This window comes from Paenilisteria portnoyi (assembly GCF_014322795.1).
GTDB lineage: Bacteria > Bacillota > Bacilli > Lactobacillales > Listeriaceae > Listeria_A > Listeria_A portnoyi.
Map to the genome: position 1 here is coordinate 113,888 of NZ_JAASTT010000003.1, position 16,965 is coordinate 130,852.

The 16,965-nt window shown below is 43.9% G+C and carries 13 protein-coding genes; 8 read left to right on the top strand and 5 right to left on the bottom strand.

Features of this window, described 5'->3' with window-relative positions:
• Nucleotides 1-40 precede the first annotated feature (40 nt).
• Together HCJ66_RS03340 and HCJ66_RS03345 are read left to right on the top strand one after the other, a co-directional pair.
• On the top strand, nucleotides 41-874 hold the full coding sequence (locus tag HCJ66_RS03340; protein WP_181677122.1) for an MBL fold metallo-hydrolase: 834 nt from the start codon (nucleotides 41-43) through the stop codon (nucleotides 872-874).
• Nucleotides 875-980: 106 nt separating this feature from the next.
• Nucleotides 981-2,549 carry a S1C family serine protease gene (locus tag HCJ66_RS03345; protein ID WP_187131878.1) on the top strand — a complete coding sequence of 523 codons (1,569 nt, stop codon included), beginning with the start codon at nucleotides 981-983 and terminating at the stop codon, nucleotides 2,547-2,549.
• Between the two features lie 197 nt (nucleotides 2,550-2,746).
• Here HCJ66_RS03345 and HCJ66_RS03350 read toward each other — a convergent pair whose 3' ends face one another.
• Complete coding sequence (locus HCJ66_RS03350; protein WP_187131879.1) at nucleotides 2,747-3,118, bottom strand: ACT domain-containing protein; 372 nt, start codon at nucleotides 3,116-3,118, stop codon at nucleotides 2,747-2,749.
• Between the two features lie 123 nt (nucleotides 3,119-3,241).
• Here HCJ66_RS03350 and HCJ66_RS03355 point away from each other — a divergent pair, with 123 nt between their 5' ends.
• From HCJ66_RS03355 to HCJ66_RS03365, 3 genes are all read left to right on the top strand, one after another.
• Nucleotides 3,242-3,571, top strand: coding sequence for a PadR family transcriptional regulator (locus tag HCJ66_RS03355; protein WP_036094675.1), 330 nt, complete (start codon nucleotides 3,242-3,244; stop codon nucleotides 3,569-3,571).
• Complete coding sequence (locus HCJ66_RS03360) at nucleotides 3,571-3,990, top strand: permease prefix domain 1-containing protein (protein ID WP_187131880.1); 420 nt, start codon at nucleotides 3,571-3,573, stop codon at nucleotides 3,988-3,990. The genes HCJ66_RS03355 and HCJ66_RS03360 overlap by 1 nt, the downstream gene beginning before the upstream one ends.
• A 174-nt stretch (nucleotides 3,991-4,164) precedes the next feature.
• Complete coding sequence (locus tag HCJ66_RS03365; protein WP_187131881.1) at nucleotides 4,165-5,784, top strand: glycosyltransferase; 1,620 nt, start codon at nucleotides 4,165-4,167, stop codon at nucleotides 5,782-5,784.
• A 20-nt stretch (nucleotides 5,785-5,804) separates the two neighbouring features.
• Here HCJ66_RS03365 and HCJ66_RS03370 read toward each other — a convergent pair whose 3' ends face one another.
• The 3 genes from HCJ66_RS03370 to HCJ66_RS03380 form a co-directional block, all read right to left on the bottom strand.
• On the bottom strand, nucleotides 5,805-6,635 hold the full coding sequence (locus HCJ66_RS03370) for a carbohydrate ABC transporter permease (protein ID WP_181677128.1): 831 nt from the start codon (nucleotides 6,633-6,635) through the stop codon (nucleotides 5,805-5,807).
• Between the two features lie 14 nt (nucleotides 6,636-6,649).
• Nucleotides 6,650-7,477 (bottom strand): carbohydrate ABC transporter permease, encoded by an 828-nt coding sequence (locus HCJ66_RS03375; RefSeq protein WP_425489606.1) that lies wholly within the window; start codon nucleotides 7,475-7,477, stop codon nucleotides 6,650-6,652.
• Between the two features lie 141 nt (nucleotides 7,478-7,618).
• Nucleotides 7,619-8,857 carry a sugar ABC transporter substrate-binding protein gene (locus HCJ66_RS03380; protein ID WP_187131883.1) on the bottom strand — a complete coding sequence of 413 codons (1,239 nt, stop codon included), beginning with the start codon at nucleotides 8,855-8,857 and terminating at the stop codon, nucleotides 7,619-7,621.
• A 333-nt stretch (nucleotides 8,858-9,190) separates the two neighbouring features.
• Here HCJ66_RS03380 and HCJ66_RS03385 point away from each other — a divergent pair, with 333 nt between their 5' ends.
• A complete protein-coding gene (locus HCJ66_RS03385) occupies nucleotides 9,191-11,350 on the top strand; it encodes a glycoside hydrolase family 3 N-terminal domain-containing protein (RefSeq protein WP_187131884.1) in 2,160 nt (719 codons plus the stop codon).
• A 72-nt stretch (nucleotides 11,351-11,422) separates the two neighbouring features.
• Nucleotides 11,423-12,376 carry a LacI family DNA-binding transcriptional regulator gene (locus HCJ66_RS03390; protein WP_187131885.1) on the top strand — a complete coding sequence of 318 codons (954 nt, stop codon included), beginning with the start codon at nucleotides 11,423-11,425 and terminating at the stop codon, nucleotides 12,374-12,376.
• Nucleotides 12,377-12,659: 283 nt separating this feature from the next.
• Here HCJ66_RS03390 and HCJ66_RS03395 read toward each other — a convergent pair whose 3' ends face one another.
• Nucleotides 12,660-13,679 carry a WxLIP family cell surface protein gene (locus HCJ66_RS03395; RefSeq protein ID WP_187131886.1) on the bottom strand — a complete coding sequence of 340 codons (1,020 nt, stop codon included), beginning with the start codon at nucleotides 13,677-13,679 and terminating at the stop codon, nucleotides 12,660-12,662.
• 307 nt (nucleotides 13,680-13,986) lie between these two features.
• Between HCJ66_RS03395 and HCJ66_RS03400 the strand changes: the two genes are divergently transcribed.
• A complete protein-coding gene (locus HCJ66_RS03400; protein WP_187131887.1) occupies nucleotides 13,987-16,260 on the top strand; it encodes an LPXTG cell wall anchor domain-containing protein in 2,274 nt (757 codons plus the stop codon).
• Nucleotides 16,261-16,965 lie beyond the last annotated feature (705 nt).

Consider the following 16,965-nt stretch of genomic DNA (forward strand, 5'->3'; position numbering starts at 1 on the left):
TACAATAAGATTATGGAATTTTTAAGGGGGCTAGAAAGCGATGTTTGCAAAGGAAATCAAGACAGCGAATCAGGCGACGGATCAGCTCCGTTTTAGTATATTGGCAAGTGGTAGTTCAGGAAATGCAACGCTAATTGAGACGGCGGATCAGACTATTTTAGTGGATTGTGGCTTGAGTGGAAAGAAAATCGAGCATTTATTCAGCGAAGTTGGGCGGAGTATGACAGATGTGGATGCGATTTTGGTAACGCATGAGCACGTGGATCATATTAAAGGACTTGGCGTGCTGGCGCGGCGTTATGAGGTGCCTGTTTATGCGAATGCGAAGACGTGGGCTGCAATGGAAACGTCGATTGGTGAAATTAACACGGCGCAAAAATTTCAATTTGATATGGAAACGGTGAAATCATTCGGTAGTTTGCAAGTGGAATCATTCGGTGTTTCACATGATGCTGCTGAACCGATGTTTTATATTTTCCACAGTGGGAAAAAGAAATTCGTGATGATTACGGATACGGGGTACGTGAGTGATCGGATGAAAGGGCATATTGCGAATGCTGATGCCTACCTTTTTGAGAGTAATCATGATGTGGAGATGTTGCGCATGGGGCGTTATCCTTGGAATGTGAAGCGTCGCATTTTGGGCGATGAGGGTCACGTTTCGAATGAGGATGCTGGAATTGCGATGAGTGAAGTGATTGGTGATGCGACGAAGCGGATTTATTTGGGACATTTGAGTAAAGATAATAATATGAAGGATCTCGCGAGAATGGCCGTTTCGCAAACATTGGCTGGCGAGGGTATTATTGTCGGTGAGCAAATTGATTTATTTGATACAGATCCCGAGATTCCAACACCGATTTTTACGATTTAATGTGATTTATAGCAGAATTTTTAATAAAATTTCATAGTTTTTTCATAATTAGGGTATAGAATAACTATATGGACACGTCTACAATTTGGAAAGGGATGAATAATGCATGGATGAGAAAAACAAAGACTTGGAAACGCAGAAAGATGAGTTAGCAAGTGGGGCTTCTCCTGAGAAGTTATCGGAGTCACAATCTTACGAAAAACCTGAGCCAACCGGAGATGCGGCGATACATACGGCATCTGAGCCACAAGTTGCGCGCGACATCCCCGTTAAAGCTGTGCATTCTGCAGAAGGCGTAACGCCAGAAGGTGAACCGTTTGCTACAGCGACGAAAGAAGAAGCAGAAGCGAGTTCGACCCATGCTTTCTTTGATGCTTCGGCTAGTGAACCGGAAGTGAAGCCGACGCCGGCAAGTAGTGGTGGCGGGAATAATGTTGTCCCACCGGTACCTCCAACGCGTGCTGGCGGTGGCGGAAATGGTAGTGAGCCGCCGAAAAAAGAAGGTAAGAAGAAAACGATGCTAGCTGTCTTTTTAACTGGTCTTCTAGGTGTTTTGATTGGTGCATTAATCGTGCTTGGATTCTCATGGGGTGCGCTTCATGATGATAACACCAACACGACTTCGAACACGACATCCACTGGTAGCGGCGAAACGAAAAAAGTGACGGTTGACAGCACGACAAGCACGACAAAAGCGCTTGAAAAAGTACAGGATGCGGTTGTGAGTGTTTTGAATTACCAAGCTGGGACGTCGATTAGTACAGATGCAACAGCGGAAGAGGAAGCTTCTTCTGGATCTGGTGTTGTGTATAAGAAATCGAATGGTAAAGCCTATATTGTGACGAATAATCACGTGGTAGAAGGCGCCAACAAATTAGAAGTCAAATTTTCAAACGGTAAGAAAACCGAAGCTAAGCTTGTTGGAACGGATAAATGGAACGATTTAGCGGTTCTTGAGATTAGTGATAAGAATGTGACGAAGATTGCTGAATTTGGTAATTCTGACGCGCTTAAAGTAGGCGAAACAGCGATTGCGATTGGTAGTCCACTTGGAACAGAATTTGCTGGAACGGTAACGGAAGGTATTATTTCTGGTCTGAATCGTACGGTGCCTGTTGATACAAATGGCGATGGTACGTCTGATTGGGAAGCGGAAGTTATTCAAACGGATGCAGCGATTAACCCTGGTAACAGTGGGGGTGCGCTAGTCAATATTGAAGGTCAGGTTATCGGTATTAACTCGATGAAAATCTCGACGGAAAACGTAGAAGGTATCGGTTTTGCGATTCCAATCAATACGGTTGAGCCGATTATCGAACAGTTGGAGAAAAATGGAGAAGTAGAGCGTCCGTCGCTAGGTGTGACATTGCGTGACGTGGATACGATTCCAGAAGTGCAACAACAACAAGTATTAAAATTGCCAGATGGCGTTGATTATGGTGCGATGGTACAACAAGTCGTTTCCGGCTCAGCTGCTGATAAAGCTGGTTTGAAAGAATATGATGTTATCGTTGAAATGAACGGTAAGAAAGTAACAAACTCGATGACACTGCGCCAAATTCTATATTCGAATGATGTCAAAGTTGGCGATAAGATGGAAGTGAAGTATTATCGTGATGGTAAGAAGGAAACAACGACGGTGACACTTACTGCAGCCAGCTCAACCAACCAGTAACGCAAGAACCGAGAAACGCTCATCTGCGTCGTTAAAGGCTCTGTTCCGGTGCTCATGTACAGGTCGTACATTCCGCTCCGGTACTCGCCTTTGCCTAGCAGCTAAGCATTTCTCGGTCCTTGCTGGTTTGGCGGGGAATGCGAGATTTAATAGGAAAACACGATTCTCTAATGTCAGGGGATCGTGTTTTTTTTTTGTTATTCGGTGATTTGGTGGCCGGCGGTTGTTAGAGTCGTGATTGCGAGGTCTAGATTGGCTTGTTTCATGAGGATGTAGTCGGTGTTGTAGGTGGAGACGGCGAAGATGCTGATTTCTTTTTCGGCGAGGGGAGTGGCTATTTTGTGTAGAATGCCGGTTAGGGAGAAGTCGAGGATTCCTTCGATTTTTAGGAGGAACCAGTCGGATTCGGCCGTGTCGAGGGATTCGGTGGGCATGATGATGGAGCATTCTTCAGCGGTGTACGTGATGCTTTTGAATTGGCTGTGATCGGTTTGGAACCATGTGGGTACTGGGAAATCTGGTCGGAATTTTGCGATGGTGTAGTTGGTTTTGTCTAGTTTTAATTTCATTGGGAAACAGCTCCTTTTTTTATAAGCGTAGCATGAATTTTGGTGGGTTGCAAAATCTTTTGTCAGGTGGTAAAGTTAAGGAAGATTATAATTCTATCTGGTAGAGTAATTTGAGGGGTGATTTTGATTCGTAGTGATATTTTAAGAGGGCATGTGGACTCGATTATTTTGCGGATTTTGGCGGATGGGGATTCTTATGGTTATGAAATCTCGAAGCAAATTAGTGAACGGACGGGTGACCGCTTTCAAATTAAAGAGGCAACGCTATATGCGGTTTTTCAGCGGTTGGAGAAGAAGTTGTTGATTGAGTCGTATTTCGGGGAACGCTCGCATGGTGGAAAGCGAAAATATTATATGATTACGAGTCTCGGTCGGGCGTATTTGAGCGAGATGGCGCGGGAATGGCGAGAGATTAAGGGTATTATGAACCTTTTTTTGGAGGAGATTGATTAGTGAATAGGATATCGGAATTTGTGGAGAAGCTATTTGAGAATGTGCCGGAGAGCGATCAGGCGGCGCAAATTAAGGAAGAAATTATGTATAACTTAGCGGAAAAAGTGGCGGACTTGATGGAGGAAGGGAAATCAGAAGAGGACGCGGTGAATAAGGCGATTATTGAGTTCGGTGACATCGATGAGATTGTCGCGGAATTGGAAGTGGCTAAGCCGAATACGAAGAAACGACGGGCGCTTGCGAAGGTGAATTTAGGGTTTTCAATTTGGGGCGCGGCATTGCTGATTATCTTATTTATCGTTGTGAATGTGATGTATTCACCAGATGTTTTGTGGTGTATTTTCCCCATTTTTGCAGTGCTTTGGTGGCCGCTCGCGATGTTTTATTTTTGGTATCGGCGTAAGGCTGAGGATAAATAGGTTTGGGTAAGTCAATGCAATTTTCTTCTTGATGAAGAGTTGTTATTGGCTTTTTATTTGGTTGCGAAGAAGAAAAGAATTATACATAATGAAGGCAATTCGTTGTATCCTCCTTTCTCGTTTGGAAAAAAGCAGAACGGGAATATTGGAAGAAACATGAGGAGGCGAACTTGGATGGGAGAGCGGTATTTGAACTATTATTCCCAGGAAGCTATTCGAAAAAATAGCGTTGTTATTGTGTCTAATCATGAGGCGTTTATAGAAGGTATAAAGCAGCATCCGATTTTTCTAGGAGTGTCCCTAGAATCGATGAGCGATAAGGCTTTAGCAAGCTCGGCGTATGTTGTTTCGGATGATGCGATGCCAAGTTATTTTATAAAAAAAGACGGTCAAACATATATTCATTTTTATCGTGGAGAGGCATTGGAGCCTTTGTTAATGCGCAGTTTGTTACATGCGGATTATATTGTAACGGATGAAGTGTTACCTCTTTATTTGCAAGAAGTTATGACTGGGATGGTTATTACCTCGAAACAATGGGCTGCGGGTGTATTGTTGGATAAACCAGCGGGCGATGTCAAAAAGACGATTTTGATGTATTGTGGTGGCTTTAAAAATAATGGGATTACGACGTCTGCTATTAATTTATTGCATAATTTAGACTACGAGCGTTATCGGGTTATTGTGATGGATACGGAGGCACTTCACGATGATTGTAAAAGGAATTTCAAAAAATTGGATCCGCGTGTGTTGCGGGTGACAGTTGTTGGCGGTATGCTACGGACCGAAGAGGAGAGCAAAGCGGAAGAGCGGCTTTTCACGGCGAGTCACGAACTATATGTGGAGTTTGGCCCAGAAGGTTTTTTAGAAGAGGAAGTGAAACGGTTATATCAGCGTGAATTGCGGCGTATTTTAGGGGAAACGAAGATTGATATTGCGATTGATTTTGATGGTTATTTTAAGTATTGGACCTTGTTGCTTGCGACGAGTGGGGCTAACCAGAAATTGATTTATCAGCATAACGAGATGATGCAAGAATATCGCAAAAAATTAGGTGTGGACTACAAGCATCGGGTGGATTTAAATGTGATTTTCTTACTGTATAATTATTTTGATAAAATCGTTTCGGTGGCGGGGCATACGCGAGATTTGAACGAGGCCAAATTGCGACATTTAGTGGAAAATAGTTCTGAAAAAATGGTTTATGTGCATAATTCACTGGATTATGAGGCTGTGCTTGGGGCTGCGGATGAAGCTTCGGATGTTGAGCTAGATGAGGATAGCTTTTATTTTATGACGATGGGGAGGCTTTCTCCTGAAAAGAATCAGCGAATGTTGATGGAGGCTTTTAAAGATGTTGTTGCAAAGCGGAATGAGGCCAAATTAGTGTTGATTGGTAATGGGGAACTGAGGGACGAACTTGCGGAATTGATTCGGAAACTGGATCTGGAGGAACATGTCACGTTGCTTGGACAGGTGGTTAATCCATTTCCATTATTGAAGCGATGCGACGTATTTATTTTGCCATCGAATCATGAGGGACAGCCAATGGTCTTGCTAGAAACGTTGATTTTGCGGAAGGTGATTGTGGCAACGGATATCCCTGGATCGCGGAGTATTTTGGAGGATGGTTATGGTTTGTTAATTCCAAATTCAAAAGAGCGTTTGGTGGAGGGGATGTTGCGAGCGCTGAATGACGAGGTGCCTACTAAAGAATTTGATTACGTGGGGTATAATCAGCGTGCGATGGAGATGTTTTATGATATATTAGAATGGAAAAATGCCGCTACGTGATGTGACGGCATCTTTGTTTGTTATTTTAATCCTGAAACATTGAATCCTTTTAAAATATATTTTTGGAACATCATGAAAATCAAAATAATCGGGATAACCATGAAGGTAGAGCCGGCCATTTGTAGTGCGTAGTTGCTGGCGTATTGGCCTTTTAGCAAGGATAGCCCGACCGAGAGTGTGTAGTATTTTTCGTCGTTTGCAATGATGAGTGGCCATAGGAAGGAGTTCCAGCCGGCGATGAAAGTCAGGATGCCTTGAACGGCGAGGACGGGTCGCGAAATCGGTAGGATGATTTTCCAAAAGATGAAGAATTCGCTGGCACCGTCGAGTCTTGCGGCTTCCATGAGCTCGTCTGGAATCGTTGACATGAACTGACGGAACAGGAAAATTCCGAAGGCGCCGACAAGGCCGGGTAAAACGATACCGGTCATCGTGTTGGTCAGGTGGAACATGTTTAGAATCAGATACACTGGTATCATGGTGACTTGTCCGGGAATCATCATCGTTGCGAGAACCATGTAGAACATCTTGTTTTTACCGCGGAATTTGAACTTGGCGAAGCCGTAACCTGCCATGGCGTTCAGGAATAGACCAATGAAGGAAAACAGAACGATGACAAGTGTATTGCGTAAGTAAACGCCGAAATTCAGTTCTGTGAAGAGGCTTCTGAAGTTGTCCCATGTGAATGTTTCTGGCCAGATGGTCGGCGGGATTTGCAGGATTTCTGCGTCCGTTTTGACAGAGGAGAGGACCATCCAGATGAAAGGAAGAATCATGAAGAATCCACCAACTGCTAAAATAAGACCTACGAGCCATTTGGCGCCGCGTGATTTGTTTGCATATTGATTCATTTTTTTCACTCCTCCTACATTTGGGTGTCGTCATGACGGTTTTGAATTTTGAATTGCATGATGGTAATGATGATAATCGCGATGAATAGGATGAATGAGCCTGCTGCGGCGTATCCGAATTTACTCAGTTGGAAACCGTTTCGATAGATGAACAGCGCCACGGATGTTGTGCTATCAAGGGGTCCGCCCTGCGTCATAACAAACGGTTCTTCGAAAAATTGCAACCAGCCGATCATTGTTGTAACGGTCACGAAGAAAATCGCAAAACGTAATAGTGGAACCGTTACATTTGTGAGTTGCTTCCAGCGATTGGCGCCGTCTAGTTGAGCGGCCTCATAATATTCGCGTGGAATGCCTTGTAGTGCGGCTAAAAAGATGATCATATTAACGCCGATTGCCCGCCACAAAGCGAGTATAATTAAGGAAATTTTGGCGATAGTCGGGTCTTGCAACCAAGGTACCGCGGGCAAGTCGAGCAGGGATAGCAAATAGTTGAATAAACCGAATTGCGGGTTGTATAAATAACTCCAAACAACAGCTACCGCAACAACATTCGTGATGGATGGTGTATAAAAAATCAGCCGGAAGAACTGGAAAATCTTCGCTTGGCTGAAATTAATCATAAGCGCGATTCCGAGTGAACAGACGATGACTAAAGGTACGCCGATGATAACATAAAATAGCGTGTTGCCAATCGATTTTAGGAATATCGGGTCGGATAGGACATTTTTGTAGTTTTCTAGGCCGATGAAATTGATTTTTGACCAATCGGCGAGTCCGACTAGATTGATATCGGTAAAGCTGATAACAAAAGCGATGACGATTGGAAAAAGGGAGAACATGATTAATAGTAAAAGTGCTGGTGAAATGAATAGGTATGGTGTTTTTTGATCTATAAAACGACGCAAATTTGAAACCTCCTTAAGTAATATGTATTCAGGGCAAGAGCAGCGTGGTTCACTACTTTTGCCCCGAACGGTTTATTATTTTTTTAGAATGGTATTGACTTCGTCGTTGAATGTGTCCATCTGGTCTTGGACGTCCGCGCCACCACGATAGATCTGCTCGAAGCTCTTCATGTAGGCTTGCGCGATTTCTTCAAATTCGGGGATTAGAGGCATTGGTTCTGCATTCGCCATTTGTTCGCCAAATATTTTATAGAATTGGTCGTCTTTTAGCGTTTTATTTTCCCATGATTTTTGAACGGTAGGAAGGGAGTTGGTTAGTTCCATCCATTTGAGTTGGGTTTCTGGTTTGCTCATATATTGGAGGAATTTCCCCGCGTCATCTTTGTTTTTCCCATATTTGAACACGGCTAAATTTGCTCCGCCAAGGCTTGACATGTTGTTTTCTTTGGCTGGAAGTAGGGCTGTTGCCCATTTCCCGTCGATATCTGGCACGGTGTCTTTAACGGCTTTTACCATCCACGGACCGCTGATGAACATAGGGACAATCGCGTCACCGCTAAATGTTTGTGCGACGTCTAGGCCGAGATCATCTTTCGGTGCTGAGCCATTTTCAAAAAAGCTGTTTAGATAGGATACGGCATCGACAAATGGCTTTTTGTTGAAAACGGGGTTACCGGCATCATCGAAAAGTGGTGAACCGTTTTGACGACCGAACATGAAACCGAGGCTTTGTTCTTTGCCATCGATGTTAAGACCATACATATTATCTCCGCGTTTGGAGAGTTTTTCAGCGACTTCGGATAGTTCATCCCAGGTTTTTGGGGCATGATCGTAGCCGGCTTTTTTCAGTATATCGGTACGGTAGAAGAGCACGCGTGTATCGGCGTACCACGGAACCGCGTAAGTTTTATCGTCAAATTGGGTTGTTTTTGCTGAACCGTCGAAAAAGTTTTTGGCGTCTAGTTCGGGATATTTATCTGTGTATGTTGCTAGGTCTTCCAGCGCGCCTGCTGCAACGAATTCGGGCATCCAGGTTGTTCCCATTTGAACGACATCTGGTCCGGATTTTGAGGCTACAGCAGTTAGCAATTTATCATGTGCGTTAGCCCACGGGATGGCTTGAACCTTCACTTTTATACCTGTTTCCTTTTCGAAATCTTTCGCGAGTTGTGGTAATTGCTTGGCTTCATCTCCCATTGCCCAAACGTTTAGAACCTTTGTATCAGCAGCGTCGTTGGAATTTCCGCAACTGGCAAGTGCCGCTCCTACTACTAAAATAATCGTTAACAATAACATAGTTCCTTTTTTCTTCATCTTTTTTCCTCCACCTTTTTATTTTTATTGAAAACTGGCGTTGCAAAAAATACTTTGTTTATAGAAACGTTTCGATGAACTCATTATAAAACAAAATGAAATCGGTTACAAGGGTTAAATGTGATAGTTATCTGGATTTCGGGGTTGTTTTTAGAGGCATTTATAGGAAGATAAAATTTGAAAAAATATTTATTTTTAAGTTTGAAATGATAATCTGAAAGGATAAATGTGATTTTATTGAGAAATTTGTTTGACTGTAAAAAAGAAAACGCTTATACTGTTGATATGATTTAATAGAAACGTTTCGAAATATTAGAATAGAGGACGTGCATTATGAAAAAAGTAGAGCTTGGAGAATTATTAGAACAGATGACAGTATCGGAGAAAGTAGGACAGCTTTTGCAGTTGGCGCCGATGTTTTATAAGGGGACGATTACGAAGGGGGAAATGACGGGACCGATGGCGGAGATGGGTATTACACCGGAAGTCTCGAAGAATGCGGGATCGGTTTTAGGGTCGGCGACGGCAGGTGAGATGATCGCGATTCAAGAGGAGTATCTGAAAACGAATCGGCTGGGAATTCCGCTTATTTTTATGGCGGATGTGGTGCATGGATATAAGACGATTTTTCCGATTCCACTTGCGATTGGGGCGACTTGGGACGTGGAGCTGGCTGAGAAAATGGCGGCGATTTCGGCAAAAGAGGCGACGGCGGCTGGACTTCAGGTTACATTTTCGCCGATGGTGGACTTGGTTCGCGATCCGCGGTGGGGGCGTGTGATGGAGTCGACGGGCGAGGACCCGCATCTGAATAGTGCGATGGCGGCGAGTTTTGTGCGTGGTTATCAGGGAAATCCGGATGAGTTGGCGGAAAATCATGAAAAAATGGCGGCTTGTGTGAAGCATTTTGCGGCGTATGGTGCGGCGGAGGCTGGGCGTGAGTATAATACGGTGGATATGTCGATGCGGGAGTTGTATCAGAATTATTTGCCGGCTTACACGGCGGCGCTTGAAGCGGGTTCGAAGCTTGTGATGACGGCGTTTAATGTGGTGGACGGTGTGCCGGCGACGGGGAACGAGTGGTTGATGCGGGATGTGTTGCGGGATGAGCTTGGTTTTGACGGTGTGCTAATATCGGATTGGGGCGCGGTTAAGGAGATTATCAATCATGGCACGGCGGCGAATTCGGCGGAGGCGGCTGATGCAGCATTGCGCGCGGGTGTGGATATCGAAATGATGACGACATGCTACTTGGAGAATTTGGAGCGTTTGATGGCGGATGGTGTTTTGCCGGTGAGCTTGTTGGATGAAGCTGTGATGCGGATTTTGGAATTGAAGCGAGATGTTGGGTTGTTTGAGGATCCGTATCGTGGCTTGAAGGGAGACGTGAATCGACAACGGGATATTTTATCAAAAGAGCATCGTGAGGCGGCGCGCGAGATTGCGGCGGACGCGATGGTATTGTTGAAAAATGACGGGGACTTGTTGCCGCTTGCGACGACGGGTAGAAAAATTGCGCTTGTTGGACCACTTGCGACGACGCAGGACGTGTTGGGCGCTTGGTCTTGGCTTGGAGATATGAAGGATGCGGTGTCCGTTGCGGACGGCATGAAGGCGCAGTTTGGTCAGGTGGATGTGGCTGGTGCGGGGAATACAGAGAACGTGACGGAGGCTGAGATTGCAGAGATGGTTCGTGTGGCGCAGGACGCGGATGTGATTGTGTTGGCGCTTGGCGAGTCGGCTAATCGGAGCGGGGAAGCGAACAGTATTGCAACGATTCGGTTGCCAGAGACGCAGTACCCGATGATTGACGCGATTCGTGCGCTTGAAAAGCCGGTCGTGACAGTCCTTTTTAATGGTCGGCCGCTTGATTTACACGGTTTGATTGAGGCTAGTGATGCGTTGGTCGAAGCGTGGTTTCCTGGGACAGAGGCCGGAAATGCGGTGGCGGATATTTTAAGTGGACGCGTGAACCCGAATGGTAAATTGCCGATGTCGTTCCCATACACAACGGGACAAATTCCGGTTTATTATAATCATTTGCGTACAGGAAGGCCGGCAGATGCTGCGGATGCGCAAGAGCATTACGTGTCGCAATACATCGATATCCCGAATCAGCCGCTGTTCGATTTTGGCTTTGGACTGAGTTACACGACTTTTACGTACAGTAATCTCGAACTTTCAAGTGATACGATGACAAAAATGGATACATTGAATATCTCGGTGACGGTGAGAAATACGGGGTCTACTGCTGGAAAAGAAATTGTAGCGCTTTACGTGCAGGATGTTGTCGGAAAAGTTAGCAGGCCATGCAAGGAATTGAAACGCTTTACTAAAATTGATTTGGCGCCAGGCGAGGCTGAGGTAGTTACTTTTAGTTTGACGGAAGAGGATTTACGTTATTACAAGCCAAATCTAGATTTTACAAGCGATCCAGGTGATTTTAACGTATTCATTGGAACGCATTTGCAAGCTACATTTTGTTTGGCTTAAATGAGGTAGGAAATAGACATTCGGCTGTAAAATAGTGCATAATAAAGAAAAGAAAACAAGGAGCGGATCGCAGTGGTTGGGATTAAAGATATAGCGAAAAAAGCGGGTGTCTCGATTTCCACTGTTTCTTATGCGTTAAATGGCAGCCCAAAGGTCACGGACGCAACGAGACAACGAATTGTGGCAATCGCGGATGAGTTGAACTACATTCCGAATATGGCAGCACGAACGCTAAAAACACAGAAAACGAAAATCGTTGGTATTTACTTGGCGAATTATAGTGGTGTGTTTTATGGTGAGTTGCTACACGGACTTACGGATACGTTGCTGGCCAAGGGTTATGAGTTGATTGTTTGCAGCGGTATGAAGGCGCATCGTTTTTTGCCAGAGCGAATGATTGATGGCGCGATTATTTTGGATAGGGGATTTTCGACGGAAGAGTTGTTGGAGTACGCAGATCGCGGTCATAAAATTATTGTCCTAGATCGCGAAGTGGAACACCCTAATGTGAGGCAGGTACTGCTCGATAATAAGGCTGGCGCAACGCTAGCTATTGATTATTTAAAAACAGGCTTCACTGGTAAGTTCTACATTGTGACTGGACCTACAAATACGTATGATAGCGAGGAGCGGTTGCGCGCGGCGCTTTCGGAGTTGGAGCGTTTTCGTGACGAGGAAGTTATCGTGATTCCTGGCGATTTCTCAAAAGCAACGGGTGAAAAAGCAGCACAGCAGATGGAACGGGAATGGACTGGCGAGCCGGTAGCTGTTTTTGCACTCAATGATGAAATGGCGATTGGTATGTATAGTTATTTTGCAAAAACGCAGCTTGTGATTGGTCGCGATGTGAAGATTATCGGATTTGATAATACGGAAGTTGGGCAATATTTGCACCCGCGTTTAGCGACGATTGAGTACTCGAAGTATAAATGGGGCGCAGTAGCTGCGGAGAAATTGTTGAAGTTACTAGAAGATGAGACGGTGGAGGATGAGATTATTTACACTTCTCTGATTCCTAGCAATTAAATGATGATAAAAGTTGTCAAGTTGGGCTGTTTATAGGACCAATTTGATAACTTTTTTATTGGTTTGCTCTGTAATTTGCAGATATAGATTATAACGATAGTAATTCTTGTTATTGTGGCGTGATGGCTTCGATTTATTTAGAGAGGCTTTCCAAATAGGCATATGCAACCAAAATGAAAAAGACACAAATGATTAGGGTAAATAAGAAAATGTGAAATAACTCTATGTATTTCCATTGGAATTAAAAAACTGCCAACCTGTTTTAGGCGTGGCAGTTTTTTCTTTATTCTTCATCTGTGTCCTTTCTAGATCTCCTACCCAGCAAGAATACAAGCAGAAGTACTAGCAGGGCAAGTATCGACCCAGCGATAATATATAACCATGTGTAGTTTTTCTCAATGTCGAGTGCTGTTTCGTTTAAATCATTTGCAGTTTCACCGTCTATTGTGAAATATTCAGACCATTTCCAGACTTGTTCACCACTTGATGCAATCATATCTAGGCGGTACTTTCCAGGCTCAAATTCCTGCGACCCCCAACTAATTGGGAAATTGAAATTGGAGTTTGGAGCCATTCGCATGTTTTGCTTAAAATTTTCATGCAATACTTTGGTGCCATCTTTTTTATAAATCTGCGCTTCGACGTCTAAGTCTTTGAGGATTGTGGCTTCTGTATTTTGCAAGTTCGCTGTTACGACATTCCGATAGTTGATTTGAGTCGGTGTAATCTCGTTTAGTGTCAGGTCTGCTTTGACTTTTGTATTATTTTGGGAAAGCATCATACCGATGACGTACGCGTATTGATTTTCAATTTGAATATCCTTAGATTGTGATTCTTTCTTCTCTGCTGTCTTTTCTTTAAAATAAATGCCACCAAGGATAGTGCCATCGAAAGCTTCGTTTGGCATGCTTATTTTGATGGGATATTTTTTGCTTGAGTTGGCTGGAAGAACGACTTCACCAGCTGATTCTGTGAGCTGGGATATCGGGTATTTCAACGTTGCGTCAAGCTTCGGATCATCTTGGCTGTAGTCAACAATACCGTTATCGTTCGTAACAGCAGTATTCACAGAGGTCAGGACGGTCAATTCTTGATTGGTTTCGTTCGTAAGCGTTACATTCACGGTCTGCTCTTTCCCTGGTGCTAAATTCAGATGGAAGTAGCTCTTCGTTTTGTCGATTTGATTTTCAGGGATGTTTGCGCTTACGGAGAAGTTCATTTCAGATGCATCGCTGTGTACTGGAAATAAGAGCGATGAGGCCAATAACGGTACGATTAAAAATAGGGTCATTAGTTTTTTCATGCAGCGTTCCTCCTAGAATAGAATAGCGATAATAAGAACTCTCTAGCGGAGAGGGGCACGTACTAGAGAGTTTTGCGGGGGAAAAAGGGGGTTATGTCTGGAGGGTGTGAAGTTGTTTACATATTAAGTATACGCTATAAAAGTAAGAAATTAAGAATTATATCATAAACTTTTAGAAGTGAGAAAAAAATGATATTGGAATTTAATGTCGATTAATAATTATTTAATCTGTAGCTTATTTTTAGTTTAGAATTGGGCGCTATGATGTAGAGAGTATCAATTTTCGAAATAAAAGGAGAATGTAAAAATGACACAATCAAAAAAAGTATTCACTTCTATATTAGTAGCCACGACGATTATCGCAGGTGTAGCGCCACAAATCGCACCAATTGGAGCTTCGGCTGCAGGAACAAGCGCAACTACGGCGAGTGTAGCGACAATCACTGAGTTGCGTTCACTTAACGCGATGACGCTTCAAATCAAGTTTGACGGCACATTGCCAGCAGCGGATGTTGCAGATAGTAATTTGGCCGCGATTAAGGAACATTTTAAGTTTAGCGGTGGACTTAGTATTGTCAATGTACCGCGTTTGAAATCAGGTTCCACTGATACGTATATTGTGCCGGTGACGATTCAAAATCCGGGCGCGACTTATACGCTTAGTTATAAAGGTGGTGCGACGCAGACTTTCACAGGGAGCAATGTGAAGGTTGGGATTCGCGATACGAACCAAGTGACGAGCGATACGTTTGAGTTGGAATCGTTCCAAGCGGATGGTACCGTTGATTACGCGAATATTATTGCGGCATATGCAGGCGGACGCGGTGACCAAGCATTTGTAGTCGATGACGATAATAAAAATGCGGCTGGTCAAACGCTCCAAGTGATTTCGTCCTTACGTGATCGTAGCGTGACGCTTACTGGAACGAATGGTGATGTGTATACGGTGAACTATGTACCATTTACGCAAGCATCGGATCGCCGTCAAGCACCGAAATTCCGATTACCTGCGGGGGAAACATTGACGCCAGGCGTGACGTATACAGTGACTTCTAACTGGGCAACAATTGCTAATCCTTCATTTACAGCTCGCGCTATGGCACCACTAACGATTGATGCTGCAGAATTTGTAGACGCAACTTCTTTCAAACTGACATTAGCCTCAGATCCGGGAATGGACTTGCTAGCTGGACGCAGTGTTATTCTAAAAGGCACGGATGGCAGTGAACTAACAGCAAGCTATCGTTTCTCTTCACGCCAAGGTGCGACAGGTACTTTTGATGTGACTGGTGGTGGAACGTTGGATGAAGCAATCGCTTATGAAATTGTACCACAAAATAACTGGGCAGCAAGTACAGATGTTACACTAGGCCAAAAAGCGGCGTATAAAGTGGAGTCGCTAAACGCGATGACGCTACAAATTATTTTTCCAGAGGCGCTATCAGCAGATGAAGTAGCAGACAGTAATTTAGACGCTATTAAGAAAAATTTTGTATTCAGTGAAGGCTTGAGTATCGTGAATGTGCCGCGTTTGAAATCAGGATCTAAGAGCACTTACATCATTCCAGTGACAGTGCAGGAACCTGGAAAAAACTACACGTTAAGCTATAAAGGAACACCAGTTGAGACATTTGTTGGTAGTTCGGCTAAAATCAATATGCGAGATTCAGCGCAAGTAACGAATGATACGTTTGAAATGGAGTCATTCCAAGCGGATGGCGTGGTTGATTATGCGAATATTATTGCAGCGTATGCAGGAGGGCGTGGAAACCAAGCTTTTGCAATTGATGATGATAATCGTGATTCGAACGGCAAACAATTCCAAGTTATTTCCTCTTTACGTGATCGTAGCGTGACATTGACTGGAACGAATGGTGATGTGTACACGGCGAATTATGTACCATTTACGCAAGCATCCGACCGTCGTCAAGCACCGAAATTCCGTTTGCCAGTCGGTGAAAAACTGACACCAGGCGTGACGTATACAATTACTTCTGATTGGGCAGATGTTGCCAATGCTTCCTTTACTGCAAAAGAAATCGCGCCACTAGTTATTGCGAAGGCAGAAGCTATCGATACTAAATCGTTTGAATTAACACTGGATAAAGATCCAGGAATGGACTTACTTGCAGGGCGTCAAGTAGAACTTAAAGGCGCAGATGGTACGACACTAGTAGCGCAATATCGTTATTCTTCACGCCAAGGCACGACAGGGATTTTTGACCTTCTGAGTGGCGAAATTGATAAAGATACTGTCTATACCATCACACCGCTTAACAATTGGGCAGTAGCAACAAATGTAACACTTGGCGAGGCTAAAACGCTACCAGAAGTAGTGGAGCCAGACAAAGAAATCATTGTTGCACCTGAAAAAGAGAACAATACTAAACCGACACTTCCAGAATCAGTAGATAGCAAAAATGCTCCGGGTGTTGCAGATGCGCAAACAAATAACTCAGGGAGCACAAAAGACTTGCCGAAAACTGGCGATACAATCCCGATTATCCCGATGACAGCAGGACTTAGCGCTATTTTAACAGCAGTTTACATGCTTTTGAAACGTAAATTCACAAAAGTATGAGACTAAGTTAAGGCGCTTATGGTGGGAAAGAATGAGTTGCTATAATGCAGATGATTTGCTATAATGAAGACGAAAAGAGGGTCGTGCGTCAACACAACCCTCAAGTCAGAGCCGTCTGAAACGGTGGCCGTATTATAACGAAGAGATAACCGTTACTTTTTGGTCAAAGTAGGGACGGTTATCTCTTTTTGTCTTGGTCACGATCGATGTAGAGAACAAGCATAGCAAAGGATATTGCAATGCTCAGAGCTTCATACACAGACACTAGTTGCACTTCCTGGGGCAACGACAAATTAAGATAGATAAGGCATCACCCTTCCAATTGGACTAGCCTTCCGTCTTACACTTCTCTATGGATAGTATAGCAGATACAGCACAGGAAAGGTATTTATTTAACAAAAAAAGTCTAATAGTCTACAAAAACGGTAAATCAGCTTTAAAATCGCAAAGATGTACCGAATCCTTGTTCTACTAATCTTTAATGATAGTCTATTCTGGCTGTTCATAGGAATATTGGGGTTGTAACTCGATTTACTTCGAACAACCGGGAAGGATTATATGCTCGTTTCACTCTCATGCATATTGGGGTTGTAACTCGCTTCATTTCGAACAACCGGGAAGGATTATATGCTCGTTTCACTCTCATGCATATTGGGGTTGTAACTCATTTCATTTCGAACAACCGGGAGGGATTACATGCTCGTT

Coding starts and splice junctions, on each gene's coding strand:
- HCJ66_RS03340 (WP_181677122.1), top strand. CDS start 41: ATGTTTGCAAAGGAAATCAAGACAGCGAATCAGGCGACGGATCAGCTC.
- HCJ66_RS03345 (WP_187131878.1), top strand. CDS start 981: ATGGATGAGAAAAACAAAGACTTGGAAACGCAGAAAGATGAGTTAGCA.
- HCJ66_RS03350 (WP_187131879.1), bottom strand. CDS start 3,118: ATGAAATTAAAACTAGACAAAACCAACTACACCATCGCAAAATTCCGA.
- HCJ66_RS03365 (WP_187131881.1), top strand. CDS start 4,165: ATGGGAGAGCGGTATTTGAACTATTATTCCCAGGAAGCTATTCGAAAA.
- HCJ66_RS03370 (WP_181677128.1), bottom strand. CDS start 6,635: ATGAATCAATATGCAAACAAATCACGCGGCGCCAAATGGCTCGTAGGT.
- HCJ66_RS03375 (WP_425489606.1), bottom strand. CDS start 7,477: ATGTTCTCCCTTTTTCCAATCGTCATCGCTTTTGTTATCAGCTTTACC.
- HCJ66_RS03380 (WP_187131883.1), bottom strand. CDS start 8,857: ATGAAGAAAAAAGGAACTATGTTATTGTTAACGATTATTTTAGTAGTA.
- HCJ66_RS03385 (WP_187131884.1), top strand. CDS start 9,191: ATGAAAAAAGTAGAGCTTGGAGAATTATTAGAACAGATGACAGTATCG.
- HCJ66_RS03395 (WP_187131886.1), bottom strand. CDS start 13,679: ATGAAAAAACTAATGACCCTATTTTTAATCGTACCGTTATTGGCCTCA.
- HCJ66_RS03400 (WP_187131887.1), top strand. CDS start 13,987: ATGACACAATCAAAAAAAGTATTCACTTCTATATTAGTAGCCACGACG.